Source organism: Paraburkholderia phytofirmans OLGA172 (genome assembly GCF_001634365.1).
Lineage (GTDB): Bacteria > Pseudomonadota > Gammaproteobacteria > Burkholderiales > Burkholderiaceae > Paraburkholderia.
The window spans coordinates 279,636-296,951 of sequence record NZ_CP014578.1; the positions used below are offsets into that span (position 1 = coordinate 279,636).

General features: G+C 61.6%; 15 protein-coding genes. 11 read left to right on the forward strand and 4 right to left on the reverse strand.

What is annotated here, in order from left to right; translation table 11 throughout:
• Nucleotides 1–6 precede the first annotated feature (6 nt).
• The gene (lipA, locus tag AYM40_RS01220; RefSeq protein WP_063494618.1) at nucleotides 7–1,014 is read left to right on the forward strand and encodes a lipoyl synthase; all 1,008 of its coding nucleotides are present in this window, start codon (nucleotides 7–9) and stop codon (nucleotides 1,012–1,014) included.
• A 120-nt stretch (nucleotides 1,015–1,134) separates the two neighbouring features.
• Here the strand turns inward: lipA and AYM40_RS43210 are convergent, their stop codons facing one another.
• Together AYM40_RS43210 and AYM40_RS01225 are read right to left on the reverse strand one after the other, a co-directional pair.
• Nucleotides 1,135–1,269 carry a hypothetical protein gene (locus AYM40_RS43210; protein WP_256390471.1) on the reverse strand — a complete coding sequence of 45 codons (135 nt, stop codon included), beginning with the start codon at nucleotides 1,267–1,269 and terminating at the stop codon, nucleotides 1,135–1,137.
• Between the two features lie 244 nt (nucleotides 1,270–1,513).
• A complete protein-coding gene (locus AYM40_RS01225; protein WP_063494619.1) occupies nucleotides 1,514–2,197 on the reverse strand; it encodes an HAD family hydrolase in 684 nt (227 codons plus the stop codon).
• Between the two features lie 223 nt (nucleotides 2,198–2,420).
• Here AYM40_RS01225 and AYM40_RS01230 point away from each other — a divergent pair, with 223 nt between their 5' ends.
• Complete coding sequence (locus AYM40_RS01230; protein WP_063494620.1) at nucleotides 2,421–4,088, forward strand: Na/Pi cotransporter family protein; 1,668 nt, start codon at nucleotides 2,421–2,423, stop codon at nucleotides 4,086–4,088.
• A 68-nt stretch (nucleotides 4,089–4,156) separates the two neighbouring features.
• Here the strand turns inward: AYM40_RS01230 and AYM40_RS01235 are convergent, their stop codons facing one another.
• Nucleotides 4,157–4,927, reverse strand: a complete 771-nt coding sequence (locus AYM40_RS01235; protein WP_063494621.1) for a DeoR/GlpR family DNA-binding transcription regulator — start codon at nucleotides 4,925–4,927, stop codon at nucleotides 4,157–4,159.
• A gap of 566 nt (nucleotides 4,928–5,493) precedes the next feature.
• Between AYM40_RS01235 and ugpQ the strand changes: the two genes are divergently transcribed.
• The 8 genes from ugpQ to AYM40_RS01275 all read left to right on the forward strand — a co-directional run bounded on the left by ugpQ (nucleotide 5,494) and on the right by AYM40_RS01275 (nucleotide 15,537).
• Nucleotides 5,494–6,282 (forward strand): glycerophosphodiester phosphodiesterase, encoded by a 789-nt coding sequence (gene ugpQ, locus AYM40_RS01240; RefSeq protein WP_063494622.1) that lies wholly within the window; start codon nucleotides 5,494–5,496, stop codon nucleotides 6,280–6,282.
• A 98-nt stretch (nucleotides 6,283–6,380) separates the two neighbouring features.
• A complete protein-coding gene (locus AYM40_RS01245) occupies nucleotides 6,381–7,493 on the forward strand; it encodes an ABC transporter substrate-binding protein (protein WP_063494623.1) in 1,113 nt (370 codons plus the stop codon).
• Nucleotides 7,494–7,517: 24 nt separating this feature from the next.
• Entirely contained in the window at nucleotides 7,518–8,456 is a 939-nt protein-coding gene (locus AYM40_RS01250; protein WP_063494624.1) for an ABC transporter permease, read from the forward strand.
• The gene (locus AYM40_RS01255; RefSeq protein WP_063494625.1) at nucleotides 8,453–9,244 is read left to right on the forward strand and encodes an ABC transporter permease; all 792 of its coding nucleotides are present in this window, start codon (nucleotides 8,453–8,455) and stop codon (nucleotides 9,242–9,244) included. The genes AYM40_RS01250 and AYM40_RS01255 overlap by 4 nt, the downstream gene beginning before the upstream one ends.
• Before the next feature lie 32 nt (nucleotides 9,245–9,276).
• Nucleotides 9,277–10,347: an ABC transporter ATP-binding protein gene (locus tag AYM40_RS01260; RefSeq protein WP_063494626.1), complete on the forward strand. Its 1,071-nt coding sequence runs from the start codon at nucleotides 9,277–9,279 to the stop codon at nucleotides 10,345–10,347.
• Between the two features lie 481 nt (nucleotides 10,348–10,828).
• Complete coding sequence (locus tag AYM40_RS01265; protein WP_063497788.1) at nucleotides 10,829–12,109, forward strand: dicarboxylate/amino acid:cation symporter; 1,281 nt, start codon at nucleotides 10,829–10,831, stop codon at nucleotides 12,107–12,109.
• A gap of 58 nt (nucleotides 12,110–12,167) precedes the next feature.
• Nucleotides 12,168–14,168, forward strand: a complete 2,001-nt coding sequence (locus tag AYM40_RS01270) for a sensor histidine kinase (protein WP_063494627.1) — start codon at nucleotides 12,168–12,170, stop codon at nucleotides 14,166–14,168.
• Between the two features lie 16 nt (nucleotides 14,169–14,184).
• Nucleotides 14,185–15,537, forward strand: coding sequence for a sigma-54-dependent transcriptional regulator (locus AYM40_RS01275; RefSeq protein ID WP_181448395.1), 1,353 nt, complete (start codon nucleotides 14,185–14,187; stop codon nucleotides 15,535–15,537).
• A gap of 76 nt (nucleotides 15,538–15,613) precedes the next feature.
• On the opposite strand, the gene AYM40_RS01280 is transcribed toward AYM40_RS01275, so the two are convergent.
• The gene (locus AYM40_RS01280) at nucleotides 15,614–16,144 is read right to left on the reverse strand and encodes a TlpA disulfide reductase family protein (protein WP_063494628.1); all 531 of its coding nucleotides are present in this window, start codon (nucleotides 16,142–16,144) and stop codon (nucleotides 15,614–15,616) included.
• Nucleotides 16,145–16,339: 195 nt separating this feature from the next.
• Here AYM40_RS01280 and AYM40_RS01285 point away from each other — a divergent pair, with 195 nt between their 5' ends.
• Nucleotides 16,340–16,993: a hypothetical protein gene (locus tag AYM40_RS01285; RefSeq protein ID WP_063494629.1), complete on the forward strand. Its 654-nt coding sequence runs from the start codon at nucleotides 16,340–16,342 to the stop codon at nucleotides 16,991–16,993.
• The last annotated feature ends 323 nt before the right edge of the window (nucleotides 16,994–17,316 follow it).

Consider the following 17,316-nt stretch of genomic DNA (forward strand, 5'->3'; position numbering starts at 1 on the left):
GAACGAATGACTGACGTTACCGCGAACCTCGCTGCTTCTGCCGCTTCTGCCGCCGAGCCGGCTTCCGCCGCTGCCTACGACGCCACCGCGAAGCAGAAGGCACAAGCCAAAACCGCCCGTATCCCGATCAAGATCGTCCCGATCGAAAAGCTGAAAAAGCCGGACTGGATTCGCGTCAAAGCGGCCACCGGCAATTCGCGCTTCTACGAAATCAAGCAGATTCTGCGCGAACACAACCTGCACACGGTGTGCGAAGAAGCGAGCTGCCCGAATATCGGCGAATGCTTCGGCAAGGGCACCGCGACGTTCATGATCATGGGCGACAAGTGCACGCGCCGCTGCCCGTTCTGCGACGTCGGCCACGGCCGCCCCGATCCGCTCGATGTGGATGAGCCGGGCAACCTGGCGCGCACCATCGCCGCACTGAAGCTGAAGTACGTGGTGATCACGAGCGTCGACCGTGACGATTTGCGCGACGGTGGCGCGGCTCACTTCGTGGAATGTATCCGTCAGACACGCGAACTGTCGCCGGAAACACGCATTGAAATTCTGACACCGGACTTCCGCGGCCGTCTGGATCGTGCGATCGGCATTCTGAACGCCGCACCGCCCGATGTGATGAACCACAACCTCGAAACGGTACCGCGCCTGTACAAGGAAGCGCGCCCGGGTTCGGACTACGCGCATTCGCTGAAACTGCTGAAGGATTTCAAGGCGCTGCATCCGGACGTCGCGACCAAGTCTGGCCTGATGGTCGGCCTCGGCGAAACCGAAGAAGAGATTCTGCAAGTGATGCGCGATCTGCGCGAACACGACGTGGACATGCTGACGATCGGTCAGTATCTGCAGCCGTCGGAGCACCACCTGCCGGTCCGCTCGTATGTGCATCCGGACACGTTCAAGATGTACGAAGAAGAAGCGTACAAGATGGGCTTCACACACGCGGCGGTAGGCGCGATGGTTCGCTCGAGCTACCACGCCGATCTGCAGGCGCATGGAGCCGGGGTGGTTTGAACGGTTTAGTGTGTTGTCAGTTTGAAAATGCAAAGCCCGCACGTGTTGCGGGCTTTGTTCTTTTTTGGGGCGCTGGAGCGGGCGGTTCAGCAGTTCCGCGCGGCGATCTGCCTGTGCTGCTTAGCGGTAGTGGCGCGCGAGCAGACTGCAAGTAACAGATATCACTCCGCCGATAATCGTGAACGGATAGAGAAAGCCGATAAAACGATGGCGCAGCGCGCGGTCTTCGATGAGGCGGTAGATCAAATTGGGCATGCTGGATCTCCTTGAAACCAGGTCGAAAAGTGCAGCTCAGCGCGCCTAAATCAGTTAGGTAAGCGAATAATGAGATGCGGAAAAGGAGGCCGCGACGACGCCGGTTATGAGCAGCGAAAACCACATCAACCATCCATCACGCTCCTGTTCTCTTGCGTGACGCGTTGGACGAGCCGCTGCATCGGCCGCACCCAGGCACACCAGTATTGTGAAGGGGCGCGTCTAGCCGCCAGCCCGCGCACGCTCAAGCAAACAATTCAATCACAGGCCAGCCGCGTTCCGTGGCAACGGCGCGCAAACGCGGGTCGGGATTGGTCGCGACCGGATGCGTGACACGCTCGAGCAAAGGCACGTCGTTGATCGAATCGCTATAGAACCGGCTCTGCGGGAAATCCTGCAGGCGCTGGCCGAGCGAAGCTAGCCAGTCCTCGGTGCGCGTGATCTTGCCCTCGCGGAAGGTCGGCACGCCGACCGAATTTCCGGTAAAGCGTGCCAACGGATCGCCGTCTTCAGTGCCGAGATCGATCCCCAGCAAATGTTCGAAGCCGAGTGCCTTGGCGATCGGTTTCGTAATGAACACATTGGTGGCTGTGACGACGCAGCACAGGTCGCCTGCGTCGATATGACGTTGCACGAGTTTCCGCGCAGCGGGCAGAATGGCCGGCGCAATCACCTCCTCCATGAACTGCGCGTGCCACGCGTCGAGCTGCTCGCGCGAGTGGCGAGCCAGCGGCGCCAATGTGTAATTCAGGTAGGCGGTCATATCGAGTGTGCCGGCCACATACTGGCGGTAATAGTCGTCGATTTCCTCCGCGTGCTGCGCAGCGCCTTCTATGCCCAATCCGGCGATGAAATGGGCCCACGCCTGATCGCTGTCGAGCGGCAGCAGCGTGTGGTCCAGGTCGAACAGCGCAAGGTTGCGGCTCATCCAGCGTCCTTGTGAGAGTGAGAAAAATAAGTAGTTGAGCGAATCGCGTGCCGGACCATGAGCCGGCACACCGCAATCCACAGGCTGGCACGAGCGTATATTCAAAAGCACAAAATTACAATAAGGCAAAAATGTGCAACACTAGTGTCATAAACGCCCCGGGTGCCGGTTCGCGCGGCATGCGGTTCGGGTCTTGGCAGCAGGAACGGGTGCGCAGTGCCTTATGTTGATTCTCCTTAACCTTCTGGCTGGTGTGGCGCTCCTCGTGTGGGGCTCGCATATCGTACGTACCGGCATCCTGCGCGTGCTCGGCGCCGATCTGCGCAGCGTCCTCGGGCGCAGCACCAGCAGTCGCTGGCGTGCCTTCCTCGCGGGCGTTGGCGTCACAAGCCTCGTGCAGAGCAGCAATGCAACGGCGGTGATTGTCACGTCCTTCGCTGCGCAAGGTCTCCTGCCGCTTACCAGCGGCCTCGCGATCATGCTTGGCGGCGACGTCGGCACCGCACTCATGGCGCGGGTGCTGACACTCGATCTGTCATGGCTGTCGCCGATCCTGATTCTGTTCGGCGTGCCGCTCTTTCTGTCGCGCAAGCAAACCCGCCTCGGCCAGGTCGGCCGTACGCTGATCGGGCTAGGCTTGATCCTGCTGGCGCTGCACCTGATCGTCGAAACCGCCCAGCCGATGATGCAAGGCGCCGGCGTGCGCGTGATGTTCGGCGCGCTGACCGGCGACACCATGCTCGACGCGCTGGTCGGCGCGGCATTCGCGATGCTGTCCTATTCGAGTCTCGCGGCGGTCCTGCTGACTGCGACGCTTGCCTCGTCCGGCGTGATCTCGCTGAAGGTGGCGCTGTGTCTGGTGATCGGCGCGAATCTCGGCAGCGGCTTGCTGGCGCTGATGGGTACGCTCGCGCAGAACGCGGCGGCGCGGCGTCTGGCCTTGGGCAGTCTCGCATTCAAGCTGACCGGCGCGTTGCTGATCCTGCCGTTCGCGCCGTTGCTTGCACGCGGGCTGCCGGTGCTGATCGCGAATCCACGCGAAGCGGTGGTCGGTTTTCACGTGATCTACAACACACTGCGTTGCTGCGCCTGCCTTTCGCTGATCGATCCGGTGGCGCGCATCTGCACGCGGGTATTGCCGGACCGGCCGCAGCCCAACGGCGAACTGCGGCCGCTGCATCTGGATGCCGCCGCGCTTCCCACACCCACGCTCGCACTCGCGCACGCCGCCCGCGAGGTGCTGCGCATCGGCGACATCGTGCGCACCATGCTCGATAACATCGCGGACCTGATTCATGACAACAACCTCGACAAGGCGCGCGAAACGGTCCGTATGGACGACGACGTGGACCAACTCTACGCCGCGGTCAAAAGCTATCTGACACTGATCTCCCGCGAGCAACTCGATGAAGCTGACAGCCGCCGCTGGACCGACATCATCGCGTTGACGATCAATCTGGAGCATGCGGGCGACATCATCGAGCGGATCGTTGGCGATATCGAGGAAAAGAAGATCGCGCACCGGCTGTCGTTTTCGGAGGAGGGGCTGGGCGAGCTGGACGACCTGCAGGCACGGCTCGTCAGCAATCTGCAGCTTGGCCTGTCGGTGTTTCTGACTAACGACCTGCGTTGCGCCGAGCGGCTGCTGGCGGAGAAGGAGCGCTTTCGCGATCTGGAGCGCGCGTATTCATACAAGCACCTGGACCGGCTCGCGGGGCAAACCCTGCGCAGCATCGAGACCAGCGCGTTGCATCTGGATCTGATCAGCGACATGAAGCGGCTCAATTCACTGTTCTGTTCGACGGCCTATCCGGTGCTCGACGCAGCCGGCGCGCTGCACGACACGCGCTTGCGCAAGCGCGTGCTCGATACGATGCATGTGAAGGAATAAGCGGGTCGCGCGGCGCTCTTGCAGCGCTTCCTGAAGCATTCGTGCGAAGCCCCGAACACGCCGGCGCCCTAAGCCAGAACGATCTCTTCCAGCTTCTTTTTCAGCGCCGCAAAGTCGGCGGCTTCGGCCGCCTTTTTGTTGGTGACCAGCACATCGATCTTATCGACCGGACAGTAGGAAATCCTGCTGCGCTGACCGATCTTGCTGTAGTCGGCGAGGATCACCACGCGGTCTGCGTTGGCGACCATGGCGCGCGCCACTTCGGTTTCAGCGTGATCGTAGTTGGTCGCGCCATGCCGGTGATCGATGCCGACCGGCGAGAGCAAGGCCATGTCCGCACGATAGCGCTGGATGTCGAGCACGGTGGTGGCGCCGGTGGTCGCCATTGCGCGATCGCTGATCGAACCGCCCAGCAGGATCACTTCGTTGGCTGCTTCCGTCTGATCCACGGCGCCGCGCATTTTCAGCGCGACGTCGATGGAATTGGTGACGATCGTCAGGTTCGCCAGTTTCGCCAGCTCTTCGGCGAGCGCTGCGGTGGTGGTGCCCGCGTCGATGAAAAGTGTCTGGCCGCTCGCGATCAAACCGGTGGCCGCCTTGGCGATTGCCGTTTTGGATTTGACGCGCATGTGGGCGCGCTCGGCGATCGGCGCCTCGTCGGCGGGTTTGATCGCGCCACCATGCACGCGCCGCAATTCACCGAGTGCTTCCAGGTCGAGCAGATCGCGCCGCACCGTTTCGCGCGACACCCCGAGGTCCGCCATGATCCGTTCAGTCGACACGCGTTGAAGCGTGGACAGCAACGCGCGAATTCTCTGATGACGGTCTTCCTGCCACATGCATTTTTCCTTGAGTGCGAACGCTCGTTCACACGGCTTGCTTTTTTAAAGTGTCATCGTGGACACGGATGTGTGTCCGGAGGATGTCAAGCGTACTACTTTAGCCGAATTGTGTTGTATTTTTTTGGCAGCTTGCAACTTTGTGTATTTAACCTTAGCCTTCGCAGATCGAAGTGCTGCGCCGATTTCGAACATCAAATGTTCGGAAAGGAATTGAAATGCCCAATTTCGAGCATTTTGTGGCAATTTTTGGCAATTTGCTTGACCCATGCCGTTGCCATAATGGATCTTGGGATCTGCCGCTTGAACCATTCACTGCTGCATGCGGCGCTGCCAGGAGGCCGCACGGTTTGGCATCCTGACAATAAAATCGCTGAGCCAACACGGGGCGGAATGGGTCTCGGCGTTGGCCGTGTGGCCTGCTATCGCAGCGTCGCCCATTGGCGCGATACTACGCGCGGGGCCCACGCGTAAAGGCTGCATGACGCAGTGCGTCATGGCGGTACGGGCAACTGGGAACGTGTCGGGAGCATACTTAACCCGCTCTATCTGGAAGGTAACGAGACGTGGCAAACGGCATTGATCGCACTTTATCCGCAGACTGGCCGTATCCGAGGCGGGTTGCGCATCGCTGCGGCGGCACATTGGCGCCGGAGAACACGCTGGCCGGTTTCGACGCGTGCGTGCGCTACGGCTACCGCATGGTCGAATTCGATGCCAAGCTCTCTGCCGACAACCAGCTCTTTCTGTTGCACGACGACACGCTGGAACGCACGACTAACGGCCATGGTGCCGCGGCGGAACACACGTGGGACCAACTGGCCGTGCTCGATGCCGGCGCCTGGTTCGGGCCGCAGTTTGCTGGCACGCGCCTGCCGACGCTCGCCGAGGCGGCGGGGCGTTGCGCACGAGATGGCATCGCCGCCAACATCGAAATCAAACCCTGCGCGGGTCGTGACGAGATCACCGGGCGCCTGGTCGCAGGTGGCGCGCTGACTTTGTGGCAAGGGCAGACGCCGCCGCTGCTGTCATCGTTTTCGTTCGAGGCGCTCGCTGCTGCGCGGGATGCGGCGCCCTCATTGCAACGCGGCATGCTGTTCGAAGAGGTCCCGGCGGACTGGCTGCGCATCGTGCGGGAACTGGATTGCGTGTCTTTGCACGCGAGCCACCGGTATCTGACCGAGCGGCTGGTCGCCGAGATCAAGGCAGCCGGTTTGCGTGTACTGGCCTACACGGTGAACGACCCGGCGCGTGCAAAGCTGCTCGCGCAATGGGGCGTCGACATGATTTGTACAGATCGCATCGATAGACTGGAGCACGAGGACATGTTTTCAGCGCCGGCGAATCCGGACTGAGCATGGCGCGGGTGCGAGTTTGCGCAGGCGCGTGCCCATAGGGCCAGAAATTAGAAATTTTCCAAACGTAGCAATTTCGGCAGAGGATGGGGAAGACTATGAAGCGCACAGTGTTAGCTCGCATACTTTCGATGTCGGCCGCTGCGGGTGTCGCCGCAGCCGGCGTGAGCAGCGCTTCGGCCGCGCCGCTCGATGCACTGGTCGCAGCCGCGAAGCAGGAAGGCCAACTTACCGTGATCGCGTTGCCGCATGACTGGTGCAACTACGGTCAGCTGGTGGCCGGCTTTCAGAAAAAGTACGGTATCAAGATCAACGAACTGAATCCGGATGCGGGTTCCGGCGACGAAGTCGAAGCCATCAAGGCGAATAAGGGCAACAAGGGTCCGCAGGCGCCTGACGTGATCGACGTGGGTCTGTCGTTCGGTCCGACCGCGAAGGCCGAGGGTTTGCTGCAGCCGTACAAGGTCGCTTCGTGGAACTCGATTCCGAAAGAGTCGAAAGATGCCGAAGGCTATTGGTATGGCGATTACTACGGCGTGCTGTCGTTTGAAGTGAACGCCGACATGATCGACAAGGCGCCGTCCGACTGGAGCGATCTGCTCAAGTCAGACTATAAGAACGCCGTTTCGCTGGCCGGCGACCCGCGCTCGGCCAACCAGGCGATCCAGGCCGTGTTCGCGGCGGGCCTGTCGCAAAGCAAGGGCGATGTGAGCAAGGCCGACAAGGCCGGTCTCCAATATTTCGCCGCTCTGAACAAGAACGGCAACTTTGTGCCGGTGATCGGCAAGGCCGCGTCGCTCGCTCAGGGCACTACGCCGATCGTCGTGCGCTGGGACTACAACGCGCTGGCCGACCGCGACACACTGAAGGGCAATCCGAAGGTGCAGGTGGTGATTCCGAAGACGGGCGTGGTCGCCGGTGTGTACGTTCAGGCAATCAGCGCCTACGCGCCGCATCCGAATGCCGCCAAGCTGTGGATGGAATATCTGTACTCGGATGAAGGCCAGATCGGTTGGCTCACCGGCTATTGCCATCCGATGCGCTATAACGAACTGGTGGCGGCGAAGAAGGTCCCGCAAGCGCTGCTCGACAAGCTGCCGGCGCCGTCGTCATACAAGAATGTGGTGTTCCCGACACTGTCCCAACAGGACGCCTACAAGGACACCATCACGAAGCACTGGGACGAAGCGGTCGGCGCGAACGTCAAGTAAGCCAGAAAGCACCAAAGGTGAACTATGAGCGCCTCATCGGATGCCGGATCGGTGCAGCCGGAATTACTGGTTCCGCCTGCGCCTACTCCAACGCCTCGCGTCGACGGTCCGGGCCGCGCGTCGCAGTTGCTCGCCTGGATCGGCGTGGTGCCGTTTTTCACCTTCGCGCTGTTGTTCCTGATTTTGCCGACCGGTTTTCTGATGGTCGGCGCATTCCAGGATTCGCAAGGCCATTTCACGCTCGCCAATTTCCGCGACCTGCTCCAGCCCACGGTGATGGATGCCTACTGGATCAGCTTCAAGGTGAGCGCCGCCTCCGCGCTCGGCGGCGCGGTGATCGGCTCGCTGCTCGCGTGGGCGGCGGTGCAAGGCAAATTGCCGGGCTGGATTCGCCCGACGTTGATGACGTTCTCCGGCGTCGCCTCGAATTTTGCCGGCGTGCCGCTCGCGTTCGCCTTCATCTGCACGCTGGGACGCGTCGGTCTCGTGACCGTATTGCTGAAGAAATACCTCGGCTTCAATCTGTACTCGACGGGCTTCAGCGTTCTGAGCTTCTCCGGGTTGACACTGACTTACTTGTACTTTCAGATTCCTTTGATGGTGCTGATCGTCACGCCCGCGCTCGACGGCCTGAAGCGCGAATGGCGTGAGGCCTGCGACTGCCTCGGCGGCACGGCCTTCCAATACTGGCGCCACGTAGCGTTACCGGTGTTGTGGCCGAGCGTGCTCGGCGCGACGCTGCTGCTGTTTGCCAATTCGTTCGGTGCGGTCGCCACGGCTTACGCGCTGACCGGCAGTTCGCTGAACATCGTCACGATCCTGCTGTACGCGCAGATTCGTGGCGATGTGATGCACAACCAGAACCTGGGCTATGCGCTCGCGCTTGGCATGGTGCTTGTCACGGGGCTGTCGAACGGCGGGTACATCTGGTTGCGTTCACGCGCTGAAAGGGGGCGTCGATGAATAGCCAATCGCGTGTCGGCGCGTGGACTGCGATGATCGTCGGTTCGCTGTACTTTCTGATTCCTTTGCTCGCCACCTTCGAATTCAGCCTGCGCATGAAGCGTGGCGTCTACAGCTTCGAGGCGTATAGCGTCGTGCTGAGCGATCCGCGGTTTCAGGCCTCGTTCGGCTATTCGATCCTGATGGCGGTGCTGACGATCATTGTCGGCGTGTTGCTGGTGGTGCCGACTGCGTACTACGTGCAGTTGCGGCTGCCGAGACTGCGGCCGGTCGTCGAATTCATCACGCTGTTGCCGCTGGTGGTGCCAGCGATCGTGATCGTGTTCGGGTATCTGCGCATCTATAACAGCAGTTCGATTCTGCCGCTCACTGGCAACGAACGCGCGACCGACCTGCTGCTGGTGTTCGGCTACGTCACGCTTTCGCTGCCGTACATGTATCGCGCGGTCGACGCCGGTTTGCGCGCCGTCGACGTGCGTTCGCTGACCGAAGCCGCCGAATGTCTCGGTGCGAACTGGGCGACGATTCTGTTCAAGGTGATCTTCCCGAATATCCGCTCGGGCATTCTGTCCGGCGCATTTCTCACCTTTGCCGTGGTGATCGGCGAGTTCACGCTGGCGAGTCTGCTCGACCGCCCCGCGTTTGGCCCGTATCTGCAATTGATCGGTGCGAACCGTGCGTACGAACCGTCGGCGCTCGCGATCATCGCGTTCGTGATCACATGGGCGTCGATGGGTTTGATTCAGGTATTCGGCTCGGCACGCGCGCTTAGCGGCCAGAAAATTTGACGGACTCATTTGACCGACTAAGGCAGCGAATCATGGCATTCCTTGAGATCGAAAATCTGCATAAGGCCTTCGGGGCGAACACCGCGCTGCATCACTTCGACATGAAGATCGAACGCGGCGAGTTCATCACGTTCCTCGGACCATCCGGCTGCGGCAAGACCACGGTGCTGCGGATGATCGCCGGCTTCGAAACGCCGACGCGCGGCGTCATCCGGCTGGATAACAAGGACGTGACGCATTTGCGCACGCGGCAGCGCAAGGTCGGCATGGTGTTTCAGTCGTACGCGCTGTTTCCGAACATGACCGTGGCCGATAACATCGGCTTCGGACTGAAGATCACGCATCGTCCGCAGACGGAGATCAACAAGCGCGTCGAGGAGATGTTGCAACTGATCAAGTTGCCGCAACTCGGCGAGCGCTATCCGTGGCAATTGTCGGGTGGTCAGCAGCAGCGCGTGGCGTTGGCGCGCGCGCTTGCCGGCAAGCCGCAGGTGCTGTTGCTCGACGAGCCGCTCTCCGCGCTCGACGCGAAGATTCGCATTTCGCTGCGGCAAGACATTCGGGCGTTGCAGCGTGAGTTGGGTATCACGTCGATTTTCGTCACGCACGATCAGGAAGAGGCGCTGTCGATTTCGGACCGCATCGTGGTGATGAACGAGGGGCGTGTCGAACAGATCGGCTCGCCTTCGGAGATCTACAACTATCCGCGCACGCGCTTTGTCGCGTCGTTTGTCGGCACGCTGAACATTCTGGCGGGCCATGTGATCGACCCGAAAACCGGCAAGATGGCCGTCGACGGTCAGGAACTGACCACCACGCAAGAACTGCCGCCAGACGACGCGGGCAAGAAACGCATGCTCGCGCTGCGGCCCGAAGCCATTGTGCTGGAGCCGGCCGCGCCGGGCCGCAACACGCTGAACGCGACCGTCGAAGAAGTGAATTTCCTCGGCGCGGTGGTGCGCATCAGAACGCGCGTGAAGGATGCGGTCATTTCACTCGATGTATTCAACGACCCGAATCGCGGCTTGCCCGAACGAGGCCAACCGGTGTCGCTGGGTTTCTCGCACGAGAACTTGTTGGTGCTTGAAGAAGGCGGCGCATAGAAGCCGGACAGCCGTGCCCGACGTGGGCGAGGGCCGCGCGTACGGCTAGGCGGTTTCTGCTGACGCGTGCGAAAGCCGGCGCGCAAGCTGGGCGGTTTCGGCTGAAACAGGCGAAAGCCGCAGCCCAAAAGGCGCCCCGGGTTTTCCCGAATTCGCGCCTGTACGGATTCCGGATTCCCCGACACACCTCGTCCGGATTTCCGGAATCCCGGACGGCGGGCGTCGTAGCACACCAAAAAACCTATAAAAATCAAAGCGATTCGCGTCGCATCAAGCTGGCATCGACCTTGCAATTTAGAACCTGCGGCCGCAATGGACCGACAACTAAAGCAAGGAGACAACGATGTCTGATTTCCCTTCCCGGTATTTCTGAATTCGTCGTCTTGTCGCGGCCTAATGCCGTGCACAGGCGTGACGACTATTCGTTCGCATGATGCGCAGCGTGGCAGGCCTTGAGCTCACCCATATCGCAGGAAACATCGTGAAGAAACCTATCCACAAAGTGCTGTACGTCCAGGTGATCGTCGCGATCATCATCGGCATCGCGCTCGGCCACTATTCGCCGGACTTCGCTATCGACATGAAGCCACTCGGCGACGGCTTCATCAAGCTGATCAAGATGGTGATCGGGCCGATTATCTTCTGTACGGTGGTGACGGGTATCGCCGGTATGGAAGACATGAAGAAGGTCGGGCGCGTCGGCGGTAAGGCGCTGCTGTACTTCGAAATCGTCTCGTCGTTTGCATTGTTGCTCGGCCTGATCGCCACGCACGTGCTGAAGCCGGGCGTCGGCTTCAATATCGATCCGGCCACGCTCGACGGCAAGGCTGTCGCGTCGTATGCCGCCAAGGCACACGGCCAGACCACGGTCGATTTCCTGATGCACATCATTCCGGACACGCTCTCGTCGGCTTTCGCACAAGGCGAAATCCTGCAGATCCTGCTGATCGCGCTGCTGTTCGGTGCGGTGCTCGCCACGGCCGGTGAGAAGGGCAAGGTCGTCACGAACTTCATCGACGGGCTCTCGCACGTGCTGTTCGGCATCGTGCGCATCATCACCAAGCTGGCGCCGATCGGCGCGTTCGGCGCGATGGCCTTCACCATTGGCAAGTACGGCATCGGCTCGCTGCTGCCGATGCTCAAGCTGATCGGCACGTTCTATCTGACTTCGATCGTGTTCGTGGTGGTCGTGCTCGGCATCATCGCGCGTGCGGTGGGCTTCAACATCCTGCGCTTTGTTGGCTACATCAAGGAAGAGATGCTGATCGTGCTCGGCACGAGCTCGTCGGAAGCCGCGCTGCCGCAACTGATGCTGAAGCTCGAAAAGCTCGGCTGCTCGCGCTCGGTGGTGGGCCTCGTGGTGCCGACCGGTTACTCGTTCAACCTCGACGGCACCAACATCTACATGACGATGGCCGTGCTGTTCATCGCGCAGGCTACCAACACCGACCTCACGTGGACGCAGCAGCTCACGCTGTTGGCGGTGACGATGCTGACTTCGAAGGGCGCAAGCGGTGTGACGGGCGCAGGCTTCATCACGCTGGCCGCCACGCTCGCTGTGGTGCCGACCATTCCGCTGTCGGGCATGGTGCTGATTCTCGGTATCGACCGCTTCATGAGCGAATGCCGCGCGCTGACGAACATCGTCGGCAACGGTGTGGCGACGGTGGTGGTGTCGGCATGGGAAAAGGAACTGGACCGCAACAAGCTGAACGCCGCGTTGCGGGGTGAAGCGACGGTCAAAGAGCCGGCTAGCGTTTAAGCCGCGTACCGGCTACGACACCCACCAGCAATCCGATCACGGCAGCGGATACCCGCGTATGAAAACGGCAGCCGCGCGCCGTGCCCCCACGCTGTCTGCCGACGCAGCTCGCGCCGACGGCGCGCCGCCTTATGCCACAATATCCGATCCTCACCGATCGGGAATTGCCAACGTGACGCGCCGCCTGCTGATCCTCTTCGCGCTCGTCGCCGGGCTCGTGGCGGCGTGCGGGTTCACGTACAGCATCGCCTGGCAGAGCGGCATCGACAATTTGCGGCGCAACGCCGCGGTGCGGGTCGATCGCACGACGAGCGCGCTGAAAAGCACACTCGAGCGCTACGAATCGCTGCCTTATCTGCTGGGCGAACATCCTATCGTGCAGGACGTGCTGGTCAATCCCAGTCCAGCTAACGTCGAGCACGCCAATCTCTATCTCGACGACCTCAACCGCCATGCGCGGGCAACGGTCACTTACATTATTCCGGTCGACGGCTATTGTGTCGCCGCGAGCAACTGGCGCGGACCGGGCAGCTTCATCGGTGCGGGCTATCAATTCCGGCCGTATTTTCTCGATGCGGTGAAGGGGGGCGTGGGCCGCTTCTTCGGTATCGGCACGATTTCGCAGGCGCCGGGTTACTACGTCTCGCAGCCGGTGCGGCGGGACGGCAAGATCGTCGGCGTGGCGGTCGTCAAACTCGATCTTGAATGGTTTCAGGGCGCGGATGCGTCCGAGCCCCTGGTTGTCGCCGACGACCACGGCGTAATTTTTCTGTCGTCGATGCCGGCGTGGAAATATCACACGATCCAGCCGTTGTCGGGACAGGTCGCCGATTCGATCTATCAGGCGCGCCAGTACGCACAACAGCCGATCGCGCCGCTGCCGGTGACGATCGAGCGCACCCTCGAAGGCGACGCGCAGATCGTGCGTATCGGCGGTGGTCGCTATGCAACGCGCTATCTTGCGTCGCGGCGCGGCATGGGCGAGCCGGACTGGCATCTGATTACGATGTCGCCCGTTAGTCCGGTCGATGCCGACGCGCGCAATGCGACCATTGTTACCGGCTTCGGATACGTGTCGGTGGTGCTGCTCGCGTTCTACTGGAGAATGCGCCGCGCCCGGGTGCGTGAAGTGATGCGCAGCCGTTCGCTGCTGCAAAAGGCCTACGCGGAACTGAACCAGCGAGTGGCCGAGCGCACCGCGGATCTCTCGCAGGCGAATGAACAGTTGCAGAAGGAAGTCGCCGAGCGAACGCGCGCCGAACAGGAACTGCGCGCCGCGCACGATGAGCTGATCCAGGCGAGCAAACTCGCCGCACTCGGTCAGATGGCGGCCGGCATTACGCATGAATTGAATCAGCCGCTCGCGGCGTTGCGCGGCTTTTCGGACAACACACGCGTGCTGCTCGAACGCGGCGACCAGGCCTCGGCGCGCGAGAATCTCGAAGCGATCGCGGCGCTCACCGAGCGCATGGGCAAGATCACCAATCAGTTGAAGCTGTTCGTCGGCCGCGCGCGGCCGCGCAGCGCGCGTGCGCCGATCATGCGAGCGTTGCGCAATGTGATCGCGCTGCTGCAAAAGCGCCTGCAAGGCGTCGAAGTCGAGTTCGCTTTGCTAGATGCCGAAACCGGCGCGCGCGGGCTGCTGAATCTCGCCGACGATCCCCCCGATCTGGTCGCCAATTGCGACGAGCTTCGGCTTGAACAGGTGCTGATCAATCTGCTCGGCAACGCGCTCGACGCAACGGCGGGGATGACGCCGCCGCGCATTTCGATCGAGATCGAAGCCGCTGAGTCGAGTGTGTCGTTCGCAGTGCGCGACAACGGCCCAGGCATTCCCGACGACGTGCTGCCGCGCCTGTTCGAACCGTTCTTTACGACGAAGGAAATGGGCCAGGGGTTGGGGCTCGGCCTTGCGATTTCATCGTCGATTGCGCGCGATTGCGGCGGCACATTGGTGGCGCGCAACGCGCCGGACGGCGGTGCATTATTCGTATTGACGCTGCGCCGCGCGCGCGTGCAGACGAGTCACACATCGGATCCGCTCACCACGGGTTCCTGAATCAGACGAGAACAACATGCTGAACGACGGCTTGCAAGTGCTGTACATCGAAGACGACGAGCTAGTGCGGCGCGCCAGCGTGCAGAGTTTGCAACTGGCGGGCTTCGACGTGATCGGCCATGCGTCGGCGGAATCCGCAGCGAAGATGATTAGCGCGGATTTCTCAGGCGTGATCGTCAGCGATATTCGCTTGCCTGGCGCAAGCGGTCTCGAACTGCTCGCGCAGTGCCACGAGCGCGCGCCCGATGTGCCGGTGATTCTGGTCACCGGTCATGGCGATATTTCGATGGCCGTGCAGGCCATGCGTGACGGCGCGTATGACTTTATCGAAAAGCCGTTCGCATCGGAGCGTCTGATCGAAACCGTGCGACGCGCGCTGGAGCGCCGCAAGCTGGTGCTGGAGAACCTCGCGCTGCGCCGTGAGCTGGCCGGCCAGAATACGGTGGCGCCACGCATCATTGGCCGTAGCCCGGCGATCGAGCAGGTGCGGCGGCTGATCGCGAATATCGCGCCGACCGACGCGTCGGTGCTGATCAACGGCGACACCGGCGCGGGCAAGGAATTGATCGCGCGCAGTCTGCATGAACTGTCGCCGCGGCGTGACAAACCGTTTATCGCGGTGAACTGCGGCGCGCTACCGGAGCCGATGTTCGAGTCGGAAATGTTCGGCTACGAGCCCGGCGCATTCACCGGCGCGGCAAAACGCCGCATCGGCAAGCTCGAACATGCTTCGGGCGGCACGCTGTTCCTCGACGAAATCGAGAGCATGCCGCTCGCGTTGCAGGTCAAGCTGCTGCGTGTGTTGCAGGACGGCGTGCTGGAGCGGCTCGGCTCGAATCAGCCGATTCGCGTGAATTGCCGAGTGGTGGCCGCCGCAAAGGGCGACATGGCCGAGCATGTCGCGGACGGCTCGTTCCGTCGCGACTTGCTATACCGGCTGAACGTGGTGACGATCGCGCTGCCGCCGTTGGGCGAGCGTCGCGAGGACATCGTGCCATTGTTCGAGCACTTCCTGCTGGATGCGGCGGTGCGTTATCAACGCCCTGCGCCGATTCTCACGGACCGGCAGCGTGCCAGCCTGATGCAGCGGGAATGGCCGGGGAATGTGCGCGAACTGCGCAATGCCGCCGACCGCTTCGTGCTCGGCGTGGCCGACGATCCGGTCATGTCTTTCGCCGACGACGGCTTAGCGACGCAACCGTTGAAGGAACGTGTCGAGCAGTTCGAGCGGGCGGTGATCGCGGAGGCGTTGGAGCAGGCCGGCGGTGTCGTCGCGGTCGCGGCGGACAAGCTGCAGCTTGGAAAGGCGACGCTCTACGAGAAGATCAAGCGATATGGCCTTGCGGCCAAAGGGGAAGGGGAGCGGTGAGGATTTGAAGCGCCGGCGGCGAGGTGCGACGCCGGCGTTTGAATCAGGGTGCTTTGCTTCAGGCTTTCCGTGGCAATCAGACCGCGTTCAGCGCTTTTTCCAGCAACTGGTCGAGTTCCGCGAATTGCGGCTCGCCCACGTAGCGCTTCAGAATCTTGCCGTCCTTGTCGACCAGGAAGGTGGTCGGCGTGAGCTGGACGTTGCCGAACTGCTTGGCGACCGAGCCGTCGTCCATCGCAACCTTGAACGGCAACTGGCGGGTTTCTGTGTAATTGGTCACGTACATCGGCGCGTCGTAGTTCATTGCGACGGCGACGAATTCGAGCCCTTTGCCCTTGAAGCGGTTATAGGTCTGGACCATCTGCGGCATTTCCTTCATGCAGGTGTCGCAGCTGGTCGCCCAGAAGTTGATCAGGTAGACCTTGCCTTTCAGGTCGGCGGTCGAGACTTTCTGGCCTGACAGCAACGTGAAGGTCGCATCGGGCACGCGCTGCTGCCCGGCGAACGCGAAATAGCCAGCAATCGCAATCGCGATGGCCACGACGGCGATGATGATGGTGCGAATCGGATTCGCGCGCCGTGCGGCGGTGGACGGGGTGGAACTCATGAACGGAACCTCGAGAGTCGCGCGGAGCGCGCGGGACAGTGCGTTGGTATGGGCTGCGTTTGGTCTTGCTTTGCGACTATTAAATCCGGTGCTGCCAAGCGTCGCTATTGTAGCCCCATTCCGGCCGCGCGGCAGCAGGTGGCCGGGGAGGGGATAATAGGACTTTACGTTCCTGTCAGCCCAATCTTCTGTCCCATGCTTCGAACCGTTTTTCGCTTCCTCGCCCGGATTTCGATAATCCCGTTTGGCCGTCCTGTCAGCCGTTCCCCAAGTTTCGCCCTGGCCGGCGCCGCTTTTCGCTTGCCGCGTGCGCGCGCAGTACTCGGCACGATGGCTTGCGCGCTGGCATTGGGCGGCGCATTGACGGCGTGTTCGCCGACCTTCGACTGGCGCACCATCATGAACAACGACGACGGCTACACGGTCGACCTGCCGGCCAAGCCGGACAACGATCAGCGCGCGGTCCAGATCGACGGCACACCGATGCAGATGGCGATGCAGACAGCCGAAGCCGGCGACGCGGTGTTCGCGGTCGGCACGGTGATGCTGCCGAACGACGATCCGCAGACGCAGCGCGCCGCGCTCGAATTCCTGCGCACCGGCCTCGCCCGCAATGTGGGCGCCGCACCGGACGCTCATGCGGTGCAAATCCCGCTCGCCGCCGGCGGTCGGGTGATGGGGCTGGAAATGAAGCTGACCGGTGAGGCCGGTTCGAAACACGAAACGCGAACCGTCTATGCGCGTCTGGTCGCGCGTGGCCGGCATGTGTATCAGGCGGCCATCATTGCTTCCAAGCCCCTCCAGCAGGAACAGGTCGACCAGTTTTTTTCGTCGTTCCAACTGTATTGAAAGGGGGCGCTTTGGCGGATTCGGCGTGCCGCCAGATCGCAGTGCACAGTGAAAGTTCCTTCGCAGCATTGCATGCTAATTCTCGGTTTACGTTGAAGTTTCCTGATTACTCGCAGGTGCTGTGGATAACTCTGTTGAGAACTTCGCGGTTTTTACCGAAGATGCCCATCCCGTGGGCATTCTGTCAGGTGGAGTCCGCTCCGGGCAGGCGAAAAAAACCAATCGAATCAATGCCTTTTAGATGCGGGCTTCCGTGTGCCTTTCAGATGTTTCAAAATCTCTCTGGAACGCGTACGTGTGCATAAGTCAAGTCTTGACACGCA